Here is a 21,140-nt window from a genome sequence, read left to right as displayed (position 1 = left end):
AATAGACGTATGGCCTATGAATTCGAGCGCAAGCAGAGAATCACCGTTCTTGGCGGAGGCCCCGGCGGGTACGAAGCAGCAATCGCCGGCGCTCAGCTCGGCGGTGAAGTCACGCTCGTCGAGCGCGTCGGAGTCGGCGGATCGGCCGTGCTCACCGATGTCGTTCCCTCGAAGACGCTGATCGCGACGGCAGAGGCCGCCAGCGCCATCGGCGACGCCGCCGACCTCGGCGTACAGTTCTTCAGCCGCACCGAGACGGGCAGGCCGATCCGACCCGAGGTCGCGGTCAACATCGCCGCCGTCAACAAGCGGCTGCTCGGGCTCGCGCGCCAGCAGTCCGAAGACATGAAGTCGACGCTCATCCGCTCGGGCGTCAAGATCGTTCAGGGCGAGGGGCGTCTCGACGGCCCCGACGCGGTGATCGTCTCGACCGGCCGCGGTGCGGGCGCAATCGACTTCGACCGCATCGAAGGCGACACCACCGTCATCTCGGTGGGAGCGAGCCCCCGCGTCCTTGCCAGCGCCGTTCCCGACGGCGAACGCATCTTCACCTGGACGCAGCTCTACAATCTGCAGGCCATCCCCGAACACCTCATCGTGGTCGGCTCGGGCGTCACCGGCGCCGAATTCGCCTCGGCGTACACGGCCCTCGGCTCGAAGGTCACGCTCATCTCGAGCCGCGACCAGGTGTTGCCCGGTGAAGACGCCGACGCGGCGGCCGTGATCGAGAACGTCTTCCGCCGAAACGGGATGACCGTGCTCTCGAAGTCGCGCGCCGACTCCGTGGTGCGCACGGAGAACGGCGTCGTCGCGACGCTCTCCGACGGTCGAACGGTCGAGGGGTCGCACTGCCTCATGGCGGTCGGCGCGGTTCCGAACACGGCCGGAATCGGGCTCGAAGAAGCGGGCGTGCAGCTCACAGAGAGCGGTCACATCCGCGTCAACCGGGTCGCGCGCACCAGCGTGCCGAGCATCTACGCGGCCGGAGACTGCACGACCTTCCTGCCGCTGGCATCCGTCGCCTCGATGCAGGGGCGTACGGCGATGTTCCACGCGATGGGGGACGCGGTGAATCCCACCGAGATCCGCAATGTCGCCTCGAACATCTTCACGCAGCCCGAGATCGCGACCGTCGGGTGGACGCAGCGGCAGATCGAGGAGGGCATCGCGCAGGGCGATATCTACAAACTGCCGCTGTCTGAGAACCCGCGCGCCAAGATGATGGGCATCAAGGACGGTTTCGTGAAGCTCTTCGCGCGCACCGGATCGGGCACCGTCATCGGTGGGGTCATCGTTGCGCCGAAGGCCTCGGAGCTGATCTTCCCGATCGCGCTCGCTGTCGAGCACCGCCTCACGGTAGACCAGGTGTCGCGGGCGTTCACCGTGTATCCGTCGCTGACGGGGTCGATCACCGACGCGGCGCGCGCGATGCACATCGTTCTCTAGCCGCGTCTCGTCGAGTTCGGTCGTTCGTCCCCTCCTTCACAGGCGGCTCTGGATGCTCGGCTTTTCCACAGCGGGCACGGAGCGTTTTACTGAGCTATTGTCAGTTCCATGAATCTCCGCACCCTCGCTTTTCTCCCCCTGTTCGCCACCCTGATGCTCGGCGGCGTCGCCACCGCATCTGCCGCGCCTGACGTCACGAATCCCTTCGCCGAGCTGGCGGCGGGCTCCGAGCCGTCACACATCCTGGTCGATGCGTCGGGTGACATCTTCACCCTGAACACCGGCAACGAGTCGATCTCGAAGCTCCATCCCGACGGCACCTTCGACGCGATCTTCCACGCCGAGCTGCCCTCGTTCTCGCAACCCAACGCGCTCGCCAGCGACAGGCACGGCGGGCTCTACGTCTCCAGCTACCTCAGCAGCACGGTGTGGCGCATCGACGACCGCACGGGAGACATCGATGCGGCCTTTTCGAGCCACCTCGGTACGCAACTCGACGGCCAGCTGCCCCAGTCGGTGACCGTCGACGTGTTCGGTACCGTCTTCGTGGTGACGCACTCGCCCGAGGCGGTCGTGCGCATCGCGCCTACCGGTGACGTGGTGGCGCGCTATCCGCTCGCCACAGGTTCGGGCCCGGTCGACATCACGAGCGACTTCTCCGGTTCGGTGTACACGGCGAACGCCGCAGACAGCACGGTGTCGCGCATCGACTTCGACGGAGCGGGAACCGCGTCGGTCGCCCTCCGCTACGCTGAGCTGGGCTCGGGGGCGATGCCGATCTCGATCGTCGCCGACGGCCACGGAATGCTCTACACGGCCAACTCGGGCGACAACACCGTGAGCGGAGTGAACCTCTTGCTCCCGGCGGGGTCCGCTGCCGCGACCACCACCCTGATGCCGCCGGACTCCTACCCGTACAACGTGACGGCTGACGCGCGGGGCGACGTCTTCGTCACCAACCTCGGCACGGCCTCCTTCGCGATGTTCGAGCCCGGCGGGCGCTTCACACCGGTCGTGGCCCAGCTCTCGAGCGACGAGACGCCGGAGGCGGCCGCGGTCAGCGCGACCGGCCAGCTCTACACCGCGAATGCGCTTTCGAGCACGGTCAGTCGCTTCGGGCTCTCGCCGGCGAGCGCCTCGACCGGCGCCGCCGACGCCCGAGTCGGAGAGGCGTACTCAGCCGCGCTCGCCGTCACCGGCCTCGACCCGATGGCCTTTGCGGTGATCGGATCCCTGCCGCCGGGCCTGACGATGGACCCCGCAACCGGCGCACTCTCCGGCACCCCGACCACGGTCGGCGCCTTCACCTTCGCGGTCACGGCGACGAACGCCGTGGGCGCCACCAGCCGGAGCGTCACCATCACGGTCGAGCCGGCGCCCGGCAGCACCGGGTGCTGGTACTGGCACGAGGCCTGCGGATTCTGAAGAAGCGGGCAGGAGGCGATGGGTGAGCGGCCAGGCGACAACGGGTGACCGGGGCGCTGGGCGGCGGCGGGCCGGCAGCGGTCGTTACTCCAACAGGCCGCGGATGTCGTCTGCCGTCAGGGCAGTGCTGAAGACGGCGTCGTCGTCCATGACGGCGTCGAAGAGCTTCGCCTTCTGCTCCTTCAGCGCCATCACCTTCTCTTCGATCGTGTCGAGGGCGACCATCCGGTAGACGTTGACGCTCTTGGTCTGGCCGATGCGATGGGTGCGGTCGATCGCCTGAGATTCTGAGGCCGGGTTCCACCAGGGGTCGAGCATGAAGACGTAGTCGGCCTCCGTGAGGTTCAGCCCGAATCCACCGGCTTTCAGGCTGATCAGGAAGACGGGTGCGGTGCCGGTCTTGAACGAGTCGATCACCTTCCCGCGGTTGCGTGTCGACCCATCCAGATACTCGAAGGGAATGCCCTTCGCCGAGAGCCGCGCAGCGGCCAAGCCCAGGAAGGACGTGAATTGGCTGAAGATCAGGGCCCGATGGCCCTCGGCGACCACGTCGTCGAGGTGGACGAGCAGGGCATCGAGCTTGCTCGACGGGATGGAGCTGTACTTCTCGTCGATGAGCGACGCGTCGAGGCTGAGCATGCGCAACAGGGTGAGCGAACGAAAGACGATGAACCGATTGCGGTCGAGATCGTCGACCAGCCCGAGGAGCTTCTGCCGTTCCTTCTGGAAGAACGCGTCGTAGAGCTTCCGGTGCTCGGGCGAGAGCGCGATCTGCAGCACCTGCTCCTGTTTCGCCGGGAGTTCCGGCGCCACCAACTCTTTGGTACGCCGCATCATGAGGGGGCGGATGCGTCGGCGGAGCTTCGGCAGCAGGGTGTCGTCCAGCATCCGTTCGATCGGCCGAACGTAGCCCTCCGCGAAGCGGTTGGCCGACGGGAACAGGCCCGGCGCGACGATGTCGAAGAGCGACCAGAGCTCCATCAGGTTGTTCTCAAGCGGCGTGCCGGTGATCGCGAGCTTGAAGGGAGCGTCAAGCTCCTTCGCGCACTCGTGCAGCTTCGACGTGTGGTTCTTGACGAACTGCGCCTCGTCGAGCATCAGGCCCGACCAGGTGACCGCCCGGTACGCCGAGGCGTCGAGACGGAAGAGGGTGTAGCTCGTCACGACGACATCGGCTCCCGCGGCCGCCTGCAGCACGGTCTGCCTGCTCTTCGCCTGCGTCGCAGAGATACCCCGAACCACGAGGCCGGGGGTGAACCGCGCGGCCTCGGTGATCCAGTTCGGCACGACGGACGTCGGTGCGACGACGAGGAAGGGCGCGGCATCCGGAGCCCGCTTGCGAGCATTCGCGAGCATCGCCAGCGTCTGCAGGGTCTTTCCGAGCCCCATGTCGTCGGCCAGCACGCCGCCGAGGCCCTGTTCTTCGAGAAAGGCCAGCCACTGGTAACCCTCGAGCTGGTAGGGGCGGAGCGTCGCGCGCACTCCGTCGGGTACCTCCGGGCGAGGGATGCCGTTGAGCTCGTTCAGCCCCGCGACCGCGGTCTGCCAGGCCTCCGCCTGAACCGTGTCTTCGGCGAGCTGTTCGAACTCCGACCAAAGACTCGACTGGTAGCGGTTGATGCGTACGCCGGTCTCCCATTCGTCGAGGGTGCTCGCCTCGTCGAGCAGCTCGCGAAGGCGGTCGAACACGGGGTGGTCGAGGGTGAGGTAGGTCTTGTCCACCATCAGCAGCTTCTTCTGGCCCTTGGCGAGCGCCTTGAAGAGAGGGCCGAAAGGCACCTTGTACCCGCCGACGTTGACGACGACGCCGAGATCGAACCAGTCGCGCTTGTCGCTCTCGACGGTGGTGAAGGTCAGCTCGGGTTCCCCGCTCAGTTCGCGGTAGTCGGGGCGGGTGCCCGCGACATCCACCCGCACCCCGGCAAGCCGCTCGAGACGCGGCAGCATCTTGTCGGTGAAGAGTGCTGCGTCGTAGCCCTGCAGCGCGAGGCTCGGATTCAGCGGTTCGCGCGTGTGCGCGTCGAGGCCGCCGAACGCATCGAGGGCCTCGATGGAGGCGCCGTCGGGCTCGTCGGCGAGCACTTCCGCGACGCGCGCGAGTGTGCCGTGTTCGGTGGCTGTATCGCGCGGGAGGCTGCCGTCGCGCGCACTGCTCTCGGCGGCCGGTTCGGCATCCCCTGCCTCCGCCAGCGACGCCTCTTCGAGCTGGCCGTCGGCGTAGAGCGGCAGCCGCACCGTGCGCGCGCCCGCCCGGTACTCCCACGTCCAGCCGAGCGACAGCACGCTCTTCGCCCGGAACCGCGCCGACAGCACCAGCACCGGCGGAACCACCTCCGGCAACTCGACAGAGGCGTCGGGGCTGTCGACATGCACCGCCAGCCGCAGCCGCGGCAGGAATTCGTCGAAGAACTCCGTCACCTCGGATTCGGGCACGACGATGTCGGAGCGCCGTTCGAGCAGCGCGAGCGTCTGGTCTGTCAGCCCTCCCTCGACGGGGGCGAAGGTCACGCGGAGGCTCGGCGCCAGATCGAACGCGTAGAGACCGTGGCTGCCGATCGCGCCAGCCGAGCCGCGCTCGAAGGCGGCACCGTCGACGACGGCTACCGCCGACAGCTGCAGGTCGCCGTCGCCATTGCCGGAACGTGTGGCGTCGAGCCGCACCTCGGCCGCCGTGCCGCGTGTGATGACGGCGATCTTCTTGGTTCCGAGCAGCGGGATGCCGAGTCGTGCCGCCTCGTCCAGCAGGTGCCAGAGCAGGGGGCTCGAGAACTCGTCGAGGTACAACCAGTCGGTGTCGTGGCCCGTGTACAGCTCCCTCGTGGCCCGGTGCACGGCGGCGAACTGTGCAAACCAGCGGAGGTGCTCGGGGTCGAGGTTCAGCCTGTTCACCTGGTGCGCGAACGACGACCACGTCACGTTCGCCTTGATGTAGCTGCCCGAATCCGAGCGGATGACCGGCCGCACGCCCAGCCGCCGCGGCGGCAGCGCGAGCGTGTCGTCGCGCGCCTTCGGCACTTGGGCGGGCCTCGACGCGGGCCCCCGCCATGCCTCGCGCGAACGCGGCACGAACTCGCGCACCTCGAACTGCAGCCCCATGTGGGTCGGTAGCTTCGGCTCCCGCCGGGCGCGCCTGCCTCCGGCTCCGGATGCCGCGTCCGCCGTTGCCGCAGACCGCGACGCCGCACCGTCCTGCCCGGCGGCGGCACCCACGATCGCCCGCCAGTCGTCGTCTTCGGCCGGCTTCTGGATGATCGTGGCGGGTGCGGAGGGATACCACTCCGTACCTCGATCCCACGCCCTCGCGGCGGCGGCCTCCGTCTCGCTCTCGGTGAGGGCTTCGGCGTCTCCGAAGACGGTGCCCGTTCCGGGGTCGACCCACGCCGTGCCGCCGGCTGCGCCCGTGCCCGTGCTACCGGTTGCGCCCAAGCCCGCGCCCAGACCCGCGGCCGCGCCCGCCTGGCCGTCTCGAGCTCGGCTCCGGTCTTCGACGGCGGATGACGCGGTCGCCGGCGCGGTGTTGTCGGCTGGACGATGCGCCGAACCCACTTGCGCGGAACTCCCGTGCGGAGTGCCACCCTCGTCGCCCTCCAGCGCGCGCAGGCGCACACCGCCACCGGGGCCGGCCTCGGCCGAGAGGTGCGCTCGCGGGGCCGCGAAGGCGCCTCCGCCGGATCGTCCGAGCTCGCGGAGGTGCGCCTGGTTGCTGCTGAGCAACGAGGCGGCGACGTGTTTGCAGTTGGACGCCACGGGGCACGAACACGTGGAGCTCAGCGGCAGCCAGTACCCGTTTGCCATCCGCGTGAGGCGCACTCGACAGAAGTACGGCACGACTGAGCTCCCCGAGACTTGGCTCGTCAGCGCCCCGGCGCTGCTCGACACCGCAGCATCCGCCCCCGCAGCACCGGCCCGCGCCGTACCCACCCCTGCCGAGTCGTCGTCGTCGCCCGCCTCGCTCCTGGCGCCGCCCGCCCCATCGCGGATCTCGACGGAAACGCCGCGTCCGCCCGCGCCGACGGAGGTCGTGGGGTTCTCGGAGCCCGCCACCGTGTCGGGCTTCCACCGCAGGTCGAGCACCGACTCGGACCGCACCGAGTCACGCCCGCGGTCGTACGCCGCGCGCCCGACCAGCCGCACGATGTCGGCGGCGTCCACCAGCGGAAACGCGACAGTCGGCATCTCCCCATGATCTCACGCGCCGCCGACACCCTCCCCGCCGCCCCGCCCAGCGCCGCCGCGCCCCGGCCCGCCGACCCGGCTCCGTTCCGTACGACCCGGGCCCGCCTGGCCACGCCCGGTCTGCCCCGCCACTGCCGGTTGCGCACCACGTCGCACGTTTGCCGAACACACTTCGCAACCGCCCGGACGGAGCTGAGCCGATCCGGCGCAAATACGGCGCCACATCGGCTCAGCTCCGTCCGGGCGGGAGGGTTCAGTCGACGTGCCATGACGCCGCGGGTACTGCCTCTGCCGAGGCGACGGTTTCGCGCCGAACTTCCCGGTGGTCGACCCGCGATGGTTTGGAGGTCGGACGCCGTGCATCTGGACATTACCCAGCCGATCCGACGCGGGTAGGGCCCCGGATCGGGTCACGAGTGTCCTGGTAGGTGAGCCAACGTGCGCGGCCCGCCGCGGCGGTGGGTCGCAGTGCGCGCTGTGGGCGGCGTAGCCGTGGCGTGGCCGTCAGGACACACTCCCCGGCTAGTCCGACGCGAATACTGGCTTGGTTTGGCTAAGGAGTGTCCGAGTGGACGTGGGTGGGCGGCCGCAGGGCACGTGCGCCGGAACGGGGATGGACGCGGGCTGCGCGGGAGCCGCCGCGCGGGTGCGCCAGGGCGCCGAGCTGGCGGGCGGGGCGCCCGCGGCGGCTACGCCGACGGGGCGGGTGCACGAGGCCGCCGCGGCAGGGCGCTGGGACGCGGGGGCAGCTACACCGCGCCGGGTGCGCGCGCGATTAGGGCTCCGGATCGGGTCACGAGTGTCCTGATAGGGAGCCAACGTGCGCGGCCCGCGAGGGCGCCGGGCGCGCCGGCGGCTACGCCGCCCCGTCGGCGATCTCGAGCAGGCGGTGGCCTGACGAGACGGTGGCGCCGACGGCGGCGTCGATCGAGGTCACGATGCCGTCTTTGTGCGCCTGGATCGGCTGCTCCATCTTCATCGCCTCGAGCACGAGGATGAGGTCGCCCTTGACGACCTTGTCGCCCTCGGCGACCGACACCTTCACGATGGTCGCCTGCATGGGAGCCTTCACGGCGTTGCCGGTCGCGCTGCCGCTCACCGACGAACCCGTGCGGCGGCGGGGCGCCGCGCCGAGCGAGCGCCCGGCGCCGAAGCCGGCACCCGACCCCGAGCCCGACCCGCCTGCCGAGGCGGCGGCCATCAGGCGTTCCGGCAGCACGACCTCGATGCGCTTGCCGTCGACCTCGACCACCACCGTGTTGAAGACGGGGGTGGGGGCCGCGGCCTCGAGCGATCCGCTCCAGGGCTCGATCGTGTTGTCGAACTCGGTCTCGATCCAGCGGGTGTAGATGCCGAACGGCGCACCGTCGGCGGGCGCGAAGGCCGGGTCGCGCACGATCGCGCGGTGGAAGGGCAGCACGGTCGGCAACCCGGCGACCTCGAACTCCGCGAGGGCCCGGCGCGACCGCTCGAGCGCCTCTTCGCGGGTGGCACCGGTGACGATCAGCTTGGCGAGCAGCGAGTCGAACGACCCCGAAATCACGTCGCCCGCCTGAACTCCGCTGTCGACGCGGATTCCGGGTCCGCCGGGCGCCTTGAAGACGTGCACGGGGCCGGGGCTCGGAAGGAAACCGCGGCCGGCGTCTTCGCCATTGATGCGGAATTCGAACGAGTGCCCGCGCGGCGCGGGGTCGTCGTAGTCGAGAACGCCGCCGGCGGCGAGCCGGAACTGCTCCCGCACGAGGTCGATGCCGGTGATCTCCTCGGAGACCGGATGCTCGACCTGCAGCCGCGTGTTGACCTCCAGGAACGAGACGGTCCCGTCGACCGCGACCAGGAACTCGCAGGTGCCCGCGCCGACGTAGCCGACCTCTTTGAGGATGGCCTTCGAGGCGCGGTAGAGCTCGGTCAGCTGGTCGGCGGAGAGGAACGGCGCCGGCGCCTCCTCCACGAGCTTTTGGTGGCGGCGCTGCAGCGAGCAGTCACGGGTCGAGACGACGACGACGTTGCCGTGTTCGTCGGCGAGGCACTGGGTCTCGACGTGGCGCGGGCGGTCGAGGTACTTCTCGACGAAGCACTCGCCGCGCCCGAAGGCGGCGATCGCTTCACGGGTGGCCGACTCGAACAGCTCCGGGATCTCTTCGACGGTGCGGGCGACCTTCAGGCCGCGGCCGCCACCACCGAAGGCCGCCTTGATCGCGACGGGCAGGCCGTGTTCGGCGACGAACTCCAGCACCTCGTCGGCGCCCGAGACGGGGTCGAGAGTGCCCGGGGCGAGGGGGGCGCCGACGCGCTCGGCGATATGCCGCGCAGAGACCTTGTCGCCCAGGAGCTCGATGGCCGAGGGGGAGGGGCCGATCCACACGAGGCCGGCGTCGATGACGGCCTGGGCGAAGGCGGCGTTCTCAGCGAGAAAGCCGTAGCCCGGATGAACGGCGTCGGCGCCGGAACGCTTGGCGACCGAGAGGATCTTGTCGATGACGAGGTACGTTTCAGCACTCGACGTGCCCCCGAGGGCGTACGCCTCGTCGGCGAGCTGCACGTGCAGGGCGTCTCTGTCCTGGTCGGCGTAGACGGCGACCGACCCGATGCCGCTGTCTTTCGCTGCCCGGATGACGCGCACGGCGATCTCGCCTCGGTTGGCGATCAGAACTTTCGTTATTCGGGGCATAGTCCCTCAGCCTATTCGCATCGGAACTCCGCCCTTTGGTACGTGCCCACAAAAATTGCGCGGCGAACGGCGCGAACTCCTACAAAGGCGGTGCCCAGAAGTCGCTGATGCTCACCCCGAACCCGCCGAGCAGCTCGCGCACGGTCGGCAGCGACATCCCGATCACGGTCGACGGCGCACCGGTGATGCTCTGGATGAACGGGGCTGCGAGCCCATCGACGGTGAACGCCCCGGCGACCTCCAGTGGCTCACCGCTCGCGATGTAGGCGTCGATCTCGGCCTCGGCGATGTCGGCGGCGAACTCGACAGTGGCGGACGTGACCGCACCGGCCGCACCGGCCGCACCAGCCGCACCAGCCGCTCCAGCCGCACCGGCCGCACCAGCAGCAACAGCAGCACCCGCCCGCCGGTCGACCAGCCAGTGCCCGCTGTGCAGAACCCCCGACCGCCCGCGCTGGCGCAGCCAGCGCTCCTTCGCGATCTCGGGCCGGTGCGGCTTGCCGTAGATGACCCCGTCGAACTCGAACGCCGAATCGCCACCCAAAACGAAGCCGTCGAGCGGCTGGCCACCGGGTGTGGCAGCCAGCACGGCTTCGGCTTTCAACCGCGCCAGCAGTTGCACCAGCGCGGGTGCGCTGAGCGGCCCGGAGGCGGCTTCTGCGGCGATGACCGCCGCCTCTTCGTCGACCTGCGAGGGCAGGATCACCGGCTCGATGCCGATCTGACGGAGCAGCGCGAGGCGCGCGGGGGAGGTCGAGGCGAGGTAGAGCCGCATGCCGGGAAGCCTAACGTGCGAGGCTTGAGGCATGACTGACTCCCCCCGGAACGCCACGACCCCGGCCGCAGATGTCCCCCTCGGCAGCGAGGTGGAGCTCGACGTGGTGAACGTCGCGCACGGCGGGGTCTCGGTGGCACGGCTCGACGGCCGCGTGGTCTTCGTCGCCGACAGCCTGCCCGGCGAGCGGGTGCGGGCGCGCATCTCGGCTGACGACCACTCCTCGTTCTGGCGGGCGGAGACGGTCGAGGTGCTCGAGGCGTCGCCGCACCGCCGACCGCACATCTGGGCCGACGCCGCCCTCGAGCGCGCGCCCGAACGCCGCGCAGGGGGAGCGGAGTTCGGCCACATCGAGCTGGGCTGGCAACGCGAGCTGAAGCGCCAGGTGCTGGTCGACTCGCTCGGCCGGTTCGGCAAGCTGGCCGAGAACCACCCGGCACGGCAGGTGGAGGTCGAGGCCGTCGCCGGCGACGACGCCGCGAACGGACTCGGCTGGCGCACGCGGGTCAGCCTGCACGTCGACGACGACGGCATCGTCGGCCCCTACGCCGCCCGCTCGCACCGCGTGGTCGCGGTCGACACACTGCCGCTGGCCACCCCCGCCGTGGAGTACGCCTCGCCGCTCGACGAGCGGCTGATGGGTGCCGAACGCGTCGACGTCATCTCCGACGGCCGCCGGGGCGCGCGCGTGGTGGTGCGCGCGGAGGGCCGCACGGCGAGCGAGAGGCCGCAGGGCGGTGCGCGGGCAGGCGGGACACGGGCGAGCGGGAAACCGCAGGGCGGGAAACCGAGAGGCGCGCAGCCGGGCGCCCCGATCACCGAGCGGGTGGGCGACCGCGAGTTCCGCCTCGAGGAGCTCGGCTTCTGGCAGGTGCACCACGGCGCCCCCGAGACGCTCAGCCGCGCCATCCGCGACCAGCTCCTCGACGACGCCTTCGACGCCGACGCTCCGAACCTCGACCTGTACGGCGGGGTCGGGCTGCTCGCCGCGGCGATGGCCGACCGATTCGGCGGCAACATCCGCATCGAGACCGTCGAGAGCGACCGGCACGCGACCGCGAACGCGGCCCACAACCTCCGTGACGTGCGCAGGGCGACCGCCGTGACCGCCCGCGTCGACCGGTACCTCACGGGCGTGGCAAAGGCTGCGACTCCGGATGACCGGCGGGGCTTCGGCCGGGCATCCGTCATCCTCGACCCGCCCCGCGCCGGTGCGGGCAAGCAGGTGATCTCGAGTCTGCTCGGCATGCGGCCGGCGCAGCTCGTGTACGTGGCCTGCGACCCCGTCGCGTTCTCGCGCGACCTCGGGCAGCTGACGGCCGGCGGCTACGAGCTGCGGAGCCTGCGGGCCTTCGACCTCTTTCCCCACACCCACCACGTCGAGGCCCTGGCGGTGCTGACGCCTGCTGGCTGAGGCCTGCGGGACTACGATTGCTTCCACGAGGCGTGAGGTGGGGGTGATGGGCACGATGGTCGGTACCCCGAACCCCGAAGCCGCCGCCGAAGCCGAGGCCGCCGCCGAAGCCACGACGGCCGCCGCCGAAGCCGCCCAGGTGCGGGTCGGCATCGTCGACGACCACGAGTCCGTGCTGCTCGGCATCCGCGCCGCCTGCCTCGACGCCGGCTACCAGGTCGTCGGCTCCGGTGCGACGGTGGATGCCCTGCTGCAGAGTCTCGGCGGCAACCGCGCCGGCGTGATCGTGATGGACCTGAGCCTCGGCGACGGGTCGAGCGTCACCGACAACGTGCTGCGGTCCCGGGCGACGGGAGCGGCCGTGCTCGTGCACAGCATCGCCGATCGCACCGCGAGCATCCGTGAGGCGCTCGCGGCAGGGGCGGCCGGCGTCATCCCGAAGACCAGCGCGACCAGCATCGTGATGGCGGCGATCGCGAGCGTGGCGCGGGGCGACGTGCTGAACAACCTCGAGTGGGCCAGCGCGATCGACGCCGACCAGGAGTTCGCCAGGGCCCAGCTCGGCCCACGGGAGCAGCACGTTCTGCATCTCTACGCCTCCGGTCTGCCGCTGAAGGCCGTGGCCGCCCAGCTCGGCATCGCACCGTCGACGGCCCGGGAGTACCTCGACCGGGTCCGCGCGAAGTACGTCGAGGTGGGCAGGCCGGCCCCGACCAAGGTCGACCTGCTGAGACGGGCCGTCGAAGACGGCATCCTCGCCATCGACGATGTGAGCAATGTCGGTCGTTAGGCAGACCGCTGCCGCCGGGCCGACACCGCTCCGCCTGCGCGGTGCGATCAGCCGTGCGCGGGTCGAGCGCATCCTGACGCGCGCCGCCGCCATCTTCGCGCTCGTCTTCGCCGTGCAGACGATTCCCGCCGTGAGTGCGTCGTCGGTCTACCTGCACGACGGGTTCGCGCTGGCGATCGCCCTCGTGCTCTTCGGTCTGCTGTTCGTCGTGATGGTTCTGGCGGCGCTGAACCGCGGAGGCCCCCGCCCGGCGAAGGTGGTGATGGGAATCTTCACCGTGGTCTACACGGTCGCGCTCGCTCTCTGGCCGGCCGGGTTGCTGCACGGGCCGACCGTGGTCGCCGACCAACCGTGGCTCTGGTACCTCATCACCATCTCGATGATCTTCGCCGTGATCGCGTTCTCGCCGCGTTGGGCCGTGCTCTACATCGTCGACATCACCGTCATCTACGTTCTGATCCGTACGCAGCCGGCCGGTGGCGCGGCGCCCCTGGCCCTCGCCCTGCTCGACGGGTTCTACGTCGTGCTGCTCGGCGCCTTCGCGCTCGCGACGATCACCTCGATCCGTGCGGCCGCCGTGCGGGTGGATGCCGCCCAGTCCACGGCGATGGAGCAGTACGCGCGGGCCGCGCGCAATCACGCCGCAGAACTCGAACGCTCCCGCGTCGACGCCCTCGTGCACGACACGGTGCTCAGCACCCTCATCGCTGCGGCCCGGGCCGAGACCGAGGAGGACAGGCGCGCGGCCGTCGAGATGAGCGTACGGGCCCTGCAGACGCTGCAGGAGGCGCCCGTGGCGTTCGACCCCGAGCAGGAGGTGCCGGCGAGCCAGCTGGCCGACCGGCTGGCCGACGCCGCCCGGCTGCTCAGCCCGCGCATCGGCTTCGCGTCGGCGGGAGTCGACGACACCCGGCTGCCCGGCCCGGTCGCCGAGGCCGTCTTCACCGCGGCCCAGCAGGCGCTGATCAACAGCCTGCAGCACGCGGGGGCGGGCGGCAGCGAGGCGAGCGCGAACGGCGCAAGCGCGAACGGCGCGAGCGGCGCAACCGGGCTGGGCGCTGCGGGAGCCGGCGGCCCGAGCGACGAGGAGCGGGATGTCGCGCGCACCGTGGTGGTGCAGTGCAACGCGGAGTCCGGCCTCACCGTGCAGGTCTCCGACACGGGGTGCGGGTTCGACGTGAACGGGGTTCCGCACGCCCGCCTCGGTCTTCGCGTCTCGATCCGCGAACGCATGGCGGCGGTCGGCGGCACGGTCAGCGTGCTCTCGATGCCGGGCGGCGGAACATCCATCATCATCGAATGGCGGCCCCTGTCGTGAACGCCATCGCCCGCTGGTCTGTACTGGCGCTCGCCGCGCTCTTCTCGGCGTATCACCTGATTCTCGCGGTGTACTCGCTCGACACCCCTCGCTCACCCGTGCCGGTGATCGTGGCGATGGTGCTCTACGCCGTCGCGACGGCCGTGAGCCTCTGGCCGAGCAGCCCCACCGAGATGCCGCTCTGGATAGCCGTGTTCAACGTGGTCGTGAGCATGGCGGTCACGGGGCTCGTGCTGTCACAGCTCGACGGCTCCGTCACGAACGGCTACGCCACCTGGCCGGTCGCGGCGGTCGGAACGCTGCTGACGATCACCGCCGTGCGGCGCCGCGCCCCCTTCGCGTGGCTCGGCATCGCCGGCCTTGCGGTTCTCATCATGGTGTGGGCCAACCCGCTCGCCCTCACCACGACGGGCTGGATCGGCAGCTCTGTGTGGGTCGCCGTCGCCCAGGCGCTCAGCCGGGCTCTCGGCCGGGCGACCCGCGACACCAGCCTCTTCGCCCGCGCGGAACTCGACGCGGCGGCCTGGCACGCGACGCAGGAGGCGCAGCTGACCGAGGGGCGCTACCGCCTCGACAACATGAACAGGGTCGCCGGCCCGATGCTGCACCACATCGTCGACTCCGGCGGATCGATCAGCGCGGAGGATCGTCGCGAGTGCCTGCACCTCGAGGGGGCGATCCGCGACGAGATCCGCGGCCGTCGACTGCTGAACGAAGACGTGCGAACAGAGGTGCTGGCGGCGAGGCGGCGCGGAATCGAGGTGACGCTGCTCGACGACGGCGGTCTCGACGATCTCTCCGACCGGGCCCGCACCCGCATCCATTCCCGGCTGGCCGACCAGATCTCGCGCTCCCACGCCGACCGGCTCATCGTGCGGACGGGTGTGGACAGCAGCACGGCCGCGGTCACAGTGGTGGGGCTGCGCGGCGGCGACGACCCCACGGCAGCCGTGCTCGGCAACGGCGGCGACGACGCCGAAGTGGCGGAGTGGCTAGAGATTCCGAAATAGGCGGAACAGGGGCGCTGCGACGCCCCTCCCGCCAGGCACCCCCCGGTGCCTGCGAAAGATACTGGGGGCCGGCGAAACGCCAACCCCCAGCAGTTCTCGGGCCACGGTCGTAACCCGAATACGACCGTGACTCGCCCCCAGGCACTCGCCTACTTACCCTAGATAGCGAGCGCCTGGCGGTGAAACTCGAATGAGAGACACCAAGCACTTGTAATAGTGCCGCGAGGCAGGGAATCTGCCTAGTCGGCACTTTGGGGGACACTCGTTCGAAACGTCGGAATCGACGTTTCCGCTCACCTGTGAGGGCGATGGCTGAACGGGGCTGTCAGTCGACCCAGCGCCCGGGGCCGGGCTGCAGGGTGCCGCGAAGCGCGCGCTGGCTGCGCTGCCACGCGCTCGTGCCCACGGGCTCCTCCTCGCGGCGCGCCTCGCCCTCTTCGGCGAGCAGTCCGCTGATCACGGCGGTGATGGCAGCGATCTCGACGGGGGTCGCGTTGCCGGTCGTCACGACGACGGCCGGCGCGTCGGGGGTGGGCCCTGCGTGGGCCGTGGGCCCTGCGCCGCCGGTGCGCTCCGCGTCACTCACGACGCCGCCCCGTCTCCGAGGTCGGCGCCGAGCAGGGCTGCGGCCGCCCGCGCCCGAAAGACCGCGGTGTCGAGATCGTCTCCGACGACGGTGACGTGCCCGACCTTCCGGCCGGGTCGCGGCTCCTTGCCGTAGTTGTGAACCTTCGCCGCCGGCTGGTCGGCCAGGGCGTGCGGGTACTGGTCGGCGAGGGTGCCGGTGGCCGGGCCACCCAGAATGTTGACCATCACGCTGACCGGGGCGGTGGGGCTGGTGTCGCCGAGCGGCAGGTCGAGCACGGCCCGCAGGTGCTGCTCGAACTGGCTCGTGACCGCGCCGTCGATCGACCAGTGACCGCTGTTGTGCGGCCGCATGGCCAGTTCGTTGACGAGCAGCCGATCATCCGTCGTCTCGAAGAGTTCGACCGCGAGCACGCCGGTCACCCCGAGTTCTGTGGCGATCAGTGTGGCGATGGATGCCGCGGCCTCTGCGACGCGGGCCGACACTCCCGGCGCGGGGGCGAACACCTCGCTGCAGACGCCGCGGCGCTGCACCGTCTCGACGACCGGCCACAGGGCGGTGTCGCCGGAGGGTCGCCGGGCCACGAGTTGCGCGAGCTCGCGCGAGAAGTCGACGCGCTCCTCGACGAGGAGGGCACCGCCCCGGCCGTCTTCGCTCAGCGCCGTGAACCAGTCCGCGGCCTCTGCGGCGTCGGAGACGAGGCGCACACCCTTGCCGTCGTAACCGCCTCGCGCCGTCTTCACCACCGCTTCGCCGCCGTGGTCGGTGAGGAAGGCCTCGAGCTCCTGCTCGCTGCGCACCTCGGCCCAGTCGGGCATCGGAACACCGAGCTCACCCAGGCGCCGGCGCATGTCGAGCTTGTCCTGCGCGAAGCGCAGCGCATCCGGGCCCGGCTGCACGGAGTGCCCGGCGGCGACGAGTTGTCTGAGAATCGACTCAGGCACGTGTTCGTGGTCGAAGGTGACCACGTCGACCGTCTCGGCGAAACGCAGAACCGTCTCGGCGTCGCGGTAGTCGCCCACCGCCGTCGCGGCCAGTCGCGCCGAGGAACCCTCTGTTTCGGCCAGAACGTCGAGCTCGAGGCCGAGGTTCACCGCCGCGGGAATCATCATCCGGGCCAGCTGGCCGCCACCGATCACACCTACGCGTAAAGTCACCCACCCACTGTACTGAAGCTGTGCAGGTGACGGGAGGGTGTTCAGATTCAGCCACAGAACGGGAGCGTCACCTATAGTCGTTGAACAAACACAATCTCATGAAACAGCGGGCCGATTCGTATTCCTGTCAGGGCGCCGCGGGAAAGCATACGGTTTGAACGGGTTGAAACGACTGGCTGAGCGCGCCTGGAACGGCTTTCTCACCTACGCAGTCAAGTTCGGGGTCGTCGGGTTCGCGGGTTTCCTCATCGATGTTGGCCTGTTCAACCTGCTGTTCCTCGGCGCATTCGGTACGGGCCACTTCTTCGCCACGGCCATCGGCGCGAAGCTGATCAGCACCTCTGTCGCCATCGTCTTCAACTGGATCGGCAACCGCTACTGGACCTTTCGGGAGAACCGGCGCAAGAACGTCGGCCTCGAACTCGTCGAGTACGCCCTCGTCTCGGTGGGCGGCCTCGTCATCGCCGAAGCCTGCATCTGGTTCACCCACCACGTGCTCGGCCTGACCAGCGTGCTGGCCACGAACATCGCGGCGAACGTCGTGGGCCTCGCTCTCGGCACCGCGTTCCGTTTCGTGCTCTACCGCTACTGGGTCTACGGCGAGCAGCGCAGCGACGGCATGCAGAAGATCGCCGCCGTCGCCGCCGAACGCGACAAGGCCCTCGTCAGCAACTGACGACCCCCGTCACTCGAACTGCGGGCGCCGGGCCCCGTGCGCGTAGGCGTCGTCACCCAGCTCGGTGAGCGCGGCGACGATCAGCCCGGCGTCGGGCAGGTCGCTGATGACCAGTGGATGCTCCGAGCCCGAGTGCACGGTGACATCCCCCGAGCGGAAGAGCGGTTGCAGCCCGCGCCGCCGCAGCGTCACGTCGAAGCCGCGCAGCAGCGATGCCTCCTGCCTCTCGCGCACGACGAGCCCGCGCACGCTGATCACCCGCCTCGTGGTGACCGTGCACCGTCTCGCGAGCCAGCGGAGCGTCGGCAGCAGCCAGAACAGCACCGCGAGCACGATCGCGGCCGCCAGCGCCGCCGTGTTCTGCCACTCCACCGCGAACCGGCCGAGAAAGTACCCGCTCGCTGTGGCGATGGCGACCAGGGCGACCGACGGCCAGAACAGCGCGCGGCTGTGTGAGCGGTACCGGGCGACGATGCGCTCCGGCGGCAGCTCGGGGCGCACGACCGCAGTGAAGTCGGTCATCGGCGTCAGTACCTGAGGTGGGTCACGTCGCCCGCCGACACGACCAGGGTGCCCTGCCCGTCGTCGCGGGTGACCACGAGCCGCCCGTCGGAGTCGAGGGCGGAGGCCCGGCCCACGACGGTCTCGCCCGTCGGCAGTTCGACCCGCACAGACTGGCCCAGGGTGCCGCAGAGGGCCGTGACGGCCGCCGCCACACCGCTGGCCGCGGCATCCCCGTTCGCCGCCACGAACGCGCGGTAGAGCGGGATGATCGCGCCGAGGTAGGCCGCGAGAACATCGTCTGCGCCGAAACCGGTGGCGCCGGCGAGGGCGAGCGAGGTTGCGGTGGCCACCGGCAGCTGCTCGGCCGTGAGAAAGAGGTTGACCCCTGCGCCCACGACGACGCCCGCGGGGGCGCCGTTCGGACCGGCAAGGAGCTCGGAGAGCACCCCCGACACCTTGCGACCGTCGATGAGAACGTCGTTCGGCCATTTCACCGAGGCAGTCGCGGCTCCGGCCAGCACGGTGTTCGCCGCGCTGGCCATCGCCGCGCCGCCGATCAGCGGAATCCAGCCGAGCGACGACACGGGCAGCGGGGCGCCCGAGGGAAGCGCGGGGCGGAGCAGCAGCGAGATCGCGAGCGAGGCGCCCGCGGGCGCCGACCAGACGCGGCCGAGGCGGCCACGGCCAGCGGTCTGGTTGTCGGTGACGACCACAGAGAGATCGGGCCAGCCCGCGGCATCCGGCCCGCCCGCGTGCGCGACGAGAACGGAGTTCGTCGACCCCGCCTCGGCCAGCCAGTCGAGGCGCGGCACCAGTGTTCGGCTCTTCTCGGCGTGCATACCTCGACCCTAGGGTGCCCGGGTCACGGAAACCTCTGGCAACACCGAGAGAATGTGGAGGAAATCGTCAACGGCTCGCCCGAAGTGTTGGCCGGTAGAGTGAACTCCCGTGAGCGACGAAACCACCTCAGGCCCCGACATGTACACCACTGCCGGCAAGCTGACCGACCTCAAGAACCGCTACCACGAGGCTGTCACGCAGTCGGGTGAGGCCGCGATCGCGAAGCAGCACGCGAAGGGCAAGAAGACCGCCCGCGAGCGCATCGAGCAGCTTCTCGACCACGGCTCGTTCGTCGAGCTCGACGAGTTCGTGCGCCACCGCACCCACGCCTTCGGCATGGAGAAGAAGCGCCCCTACGGTGACGCGGTCGTCACCGGCACCGGCACGATCCACGGCCGGCAGGTCGCCGTCTACGCGCAGGACTTCACGATCTTCGGCGGGTCGCTCGGCGAGGTGGCCGGCGAGAAGATCATCAAGGTGATGGACCTGGCGCTGAAGACCGGCGTGCCGATCATCGGCATGCTCGACTCGGGTGGGGCGCGCATCCAGGAGGGCGTCGTCGCGCTCGGCAAATACGGCGAGATCTTCCGCCGCAACACGCAGGCGTCGGGCGTCATCCCGCAGATCTCCATCATCATGGGCCCGGCGGCGGGCGGCGCGGTGTACTCACCCGCCCTCACCGACTTCGTGATCATGGTCGACAAGACCAGCCAGATGTTCGTGACCGGCCCCGACGTGATCAAGACCGTGACCGGCGAAGACGTCGGCATGGAGGAGCTCGGCGGGGCGCTCACGCACAACACCGTCTCGGGCGTCTCGCACTACCTCGCCAGCGACGAAGACGACGCGCTCGACTACGTGCGCACGCTGCTCGGCTACCTGCCCGACAACAACCTCGCCGAACTGCCGGTGTACGAATCGACGGCCGAGCTCGAGATCACCGACAGTGACCACAAGCTCAACACGATCATCCCCGACAGCCCGAATCAGCCGTACGACATGCACACGATCATCGAGCACATCGTCGACCACGGCGACTTCCTCGAGGTGCAGCCGCTGTACGCCCCGAACATCCTCATCGGGTTCGCCCGCGTCGAGGGGCGCTCGGTGGGCATCATCGCGAACCAGCCGAACGCGATGGCCGGCACGCTGAACATCGAGGCGGGCGAGAAGGCGGCGCGGTTCGTCCGCTTCTGCGACGCGTTCTCCATTCCGATCGTGACGCTGGTGGATGTTCCCGGGTACCTGCCCGGCACCGACCAGGAGTGGACCGGGGTCATCCGTCGCGGCGCGAAGCTGCTCTACGCGTACGCCGAGGCGACGGTTCCGCTGATCACGGTCATCGTGCGGAAGGCCTACGGCGGCGCGTACATTGTGATGGGCTCGAAGCAGCTCGGCGCCGACCTCAACCTCGCCTGGCCGACGGCCGAGATCGCGGTGATGGGCGGGCAGGGTGCGGTGAACATCCTGTACCGTCCCGAGATCAAGCGCGCAGAAGATGCGGGGGAGGATGTCGCGGCGGTGCGCACGAAGCTGGCGAATGAGTACACGTACAACGTGGCGTCGCCGTTCCTCGCGGCCGAGCGCGGCGAACTCGACGGCGTGATCGAGCCCGCGGCGACGCGGGTGGCGATCGTGAAGGGGCTGCGCGCCCTCCGCACGAAGCGGGCGTCGCTGCCGGCGAAGAAGCACGGGAACATCCCGCTCTAGGCCCGCCGGTAGGCTGGCGGCATGAGCAGAGAACTTCCCGTCGTCGGTGTCGTCATGGGGTCGGACTCCGACTACTCGGTCATGCAGGCGGCCGTGGAGGTGCTGCGGGACTTCGGTGTCGCACACGAGGTGCAGGTCGTCTCGGCGCACCGTACACCCGAGAAGATGATCGACTACGGCCGCTCGGCGCGGAGCCGCGGGCTGCGGGTCATCATCGCGGGCGCCGGGGGAGCGGCGCACCTGCCGGGCATGCTCGCGGCGGTCACCACGCTGCCGGTCATCGGTGTTCCGGTGCCGCTGGCGCGCCTCGACGGCATGGACTCGCTGCTCTCCATCGTGCAAATGCCCGCGGGCATCCCGGTCGCGACCGTCTCGATCGGCGGGGCGACGAACGCTGCGCTGCTGGCGGTGCAGATCCTCGCGGCGGCTGAGCCCGACTCCTCGCTCGCCGACGCCCTCACGGCCTACCGCGAGAACCTCACGGCCTCCGTCGAGCAGAAGAACGCCGCCCTCCAGTCCCGCCTCTAGCCGCACGCCCCCCCCCACTCTCGGGGTTTGGAGTGGCCTGCGACGCCCGGCCGGTGGTGCGGGGCGCAGGCCACTCCAAACCCCGAGAGTGGGGGGGGGCGTGCGGCTAGAGGC

General features: G+C 70.1%; 16 protein-coding genes. 9 read left to right on the top strand and 7 right to left on the bottom strand.

From position 1 onward, the window contains the following. The first annotated feature begins 9 nt into the window (after positions 1-9). Positions 10-1,446, top strand: a complete 1,437-nt coding sequence (locus tag C5B96_RS09295; protein ID WP_104245089.1) for an NAD(P)H-quinone dehydrogenase — start codon at positions 10-12, stop codon at positions 1,444-1,446. Between the two features lie 108 nt (positions 1,447-1,554). Next, complete coding sequence (locus C5B96_RS09290; protein WP_104245088.1) at positions 1,555-2,871, top strand: putative Ig domain-containing protein; 1,317 nt, start codon at positions 1,555-1,557, stop codon at positions 2,869-2,871. Positions 2,872-2,955: 84 nt separating this feature from the next. Here the strand turns inward: C5B96_RS09290 and C5B96_RS09285 are convergent, their stop codons facing one another. The 3 genes from C5B96_RS09285 to C5B96_RS09275 all read right to left on the bottom strand — a co-directional run bounded on the left by C5B96_RS09285 (position 2,956) and on the right by C5B96_RS09275 (position 10,493). Further along, positions 2,956-7,047 (bottom strand): SNF2-related protein, encoded by a 4,092-nt coding sequence (locus C5B96_RS09285; RefSeq protein ID WP_233189102.1) that lies wholly within the window; start codon positions 7,045-7,047, stop codon positions 2,956-2,958. Between the two features lie 856 nt (positions 7,048-7,903). After that, positions 7,904-9,718, bottom strand: a complete 1,815-nt coding sequence (locus C5B96_RS09280; RefSeq protein ID WP_104245087.1) for a biotin carboxylase N-terminal domain-containing protein — start codon at positions 9,716-9,718, stop codon at positions 7,904-7,906. 79 nt (positions 9,719-9,797) lie between these two features. Beyond that, complete coding sequence (locus C5B96_RS09275) at positions 9,798-10,493, bottom strand: nucleoside triphosphate pyrophosphatase (protein ID WP_104245086.1); 696 nt, start codon at positions 10,491-10,493, stop codon at positions 9,798-9,800. A gap of 31 nt (positions 10,494-10,524) precedes the next feature. On the opposite strand from C5B96_RS09275, the gene C5B96_RS09270 reads away from it, so the two are divergent. The 4 genes from C5B96_RS09270 to C5B96_RS09255 are packed head-to-tail and all read left to right on the top strand — an operon-like array spanning position 10,525 to position 15,025. Continuing rightward, positions 10,525-11,907, top strand: coding sequence for a class I SAM-dependent RNA methyltransferase (locus tag C5B96_RS09270; RefSeq protein ID WP_104245085.1), 1,383 nt, complete (start codon positions 10,525-10,527; stop codon positions 11,905-11,907). A gap of 46 nt (positions 11,908-11,953) precedes the next feature. Next, positions 11,954-12,697, top strand: coding sequence for a response regulator (locus tag C5B96_RS09265; protein WP_369826460.1), 744 nt, complete (start codon positions 11,954-11,956; stop codon positions 12,695-12,697). Beyond that, complete coding sequence (locus C5B96_RS09260; RefSeq protein WP_104245084.1) at positions 12,684-14,015, top strand: sensor histidine kinase; 1,332 nt, start codon at positions 12,684-12,686, stop codon at positions 14,013-14,015. The genes C5B96_RS09265 and C5B96_RS09260 overlap by 14 nt, the downstream gene beginning before the upstream one ends. Further along, positions 13,997-15,025: a hypothetical protein gene (locus C5B96_RS09255; RefSeq protein ID WP_104245083.1), complete on the top strand. Its 1,029-nt coding sequence runs from the start codon at positions 13,997-13,999 to the stop codon at positions 15,023-15,025. Before C5B96_RS09260 ends, C5B96_RS09255 begins: the two co-directional genes overlap by 19 nt. Positions 15,026-15,350: 325 nt before the next feature. Here C5B96_RS09255 and C5B96_RS09250 read toward each other — a convergent pair whose 3' ends face one another. Both C5B96_RS09250 and C5B96_RS09245 read right to left on the bottom strand, forming a co-directional pair. Further along, entirely contained in the window at positions 15,351-15,611 is a 261-nt protein-coding gene (locus C5B96_RS09250; RefSeq protein ID WP_233189101.1) for an acyl-CoA carboxylase subunit epsilon, read from the bottom strand. Continuing rightward, entirely contained in the window at positions 15,608-16,768 is a 1,161-nt protein-coding gene (locus tag C5B96_RS09245) for a 5-(carboxyamino)imidazole ribonucleotide synthase (protein WP_199176611.1), read from the bottom strand. Before C5B96_RS09245 ends, C5B96_RS09250 begins: the two co-directional genes overlap by 4 nt. A 163-nt stretch (positions 16,769-16,931) precedes the next feature. Between C5B96_RS09245 and C5B96_RS09240 the strand changes: the two genes are divergently transcribed. After that, a complete protein-coding gene (locus C5B96_RS09240) occupies positions 16,932-17,444 on the top strand; it encodes a GtrA family protein (protein WP_158507153.1) in 513 nt (170 codons plus the stop codon). Positions 17,445-17,453: 9 nt separating this feature from the next. On the opposite strand, the gene C5B96_RS09235 is transcribed toward C5B96_RS09240, so the two are convergent. After that, complete coding sequence (locus C5B96_RS09235; RefSeq protein ID WP_104245080.1) at positions 17,454-17,966, bottom strand: PH domain-containing protein; 513 nt, start codon at positions 17,964-17,966, stop codon at positions 17,454-17,456. Positions 17,967-17,971: 5 nt separating this feature from the next. Further along, positions 17,972-18,787 (bottom strand): biotin--[acetyl-CoA-carboxylase] ligase, encoded by an 816-nt coding sequence (locus C5B96_RS09230; RefSeq protein WP_104245079.1) that lies wholly within the window; start codon positions 18,785-18,787, stop codon positions 17,972-17,974. A gap of 139 nt (positions 18,788-18,926) precedes the next feature. Here C5B96_RS09230 and C5B96_RS09225 point away from each other — a divergent pair, with 139 nt between their 5' ends. Both C5B96_RS09225 and purE read left to right on the top strand, forming a co-directional pair. Next, positions 18,927-20,498 (top strand): acyl-CoA carboxylase subunit beta, encoded by a 1,572-nt coding sequence (locus C5B96_RS09225; RefSeq protein WP_104245078.1) that lies wholly within the window; start codon positions 18,927-18,929, stop codon positions 20,496-20,498. Positions 20,499-20,519: 21 nt separating this feature from the next. Beyond that, on the top strand, positions 20,520-21,026 hold the full coding sequence (gene purE, locus C5B96_RS09220) for a 5-(carboxyamino)imidazole ribonucleotide mutase (RefSeq protein ID WP_104245077.1): 507 nt from the start codon (positions 20,520-20,522) through the stop codon (positions 21,024-21,026). Positions 21,027-21,140 lie beyond the last annotated feature (114 nt).

The organism is Subtercola sp. Z020, from assembly GCF_002931235.1.
Classification (GTDB): Bacteria; Actinomycetota; Actinomycetes; order Actinomycetales; family Microbacteriaceae; genus Subtercola.
The sequence above is the reverse complement of the archived record's forward strand: the minus strand, read 5'-3'. Positions and strand labels throughout refer to the sequence as shown.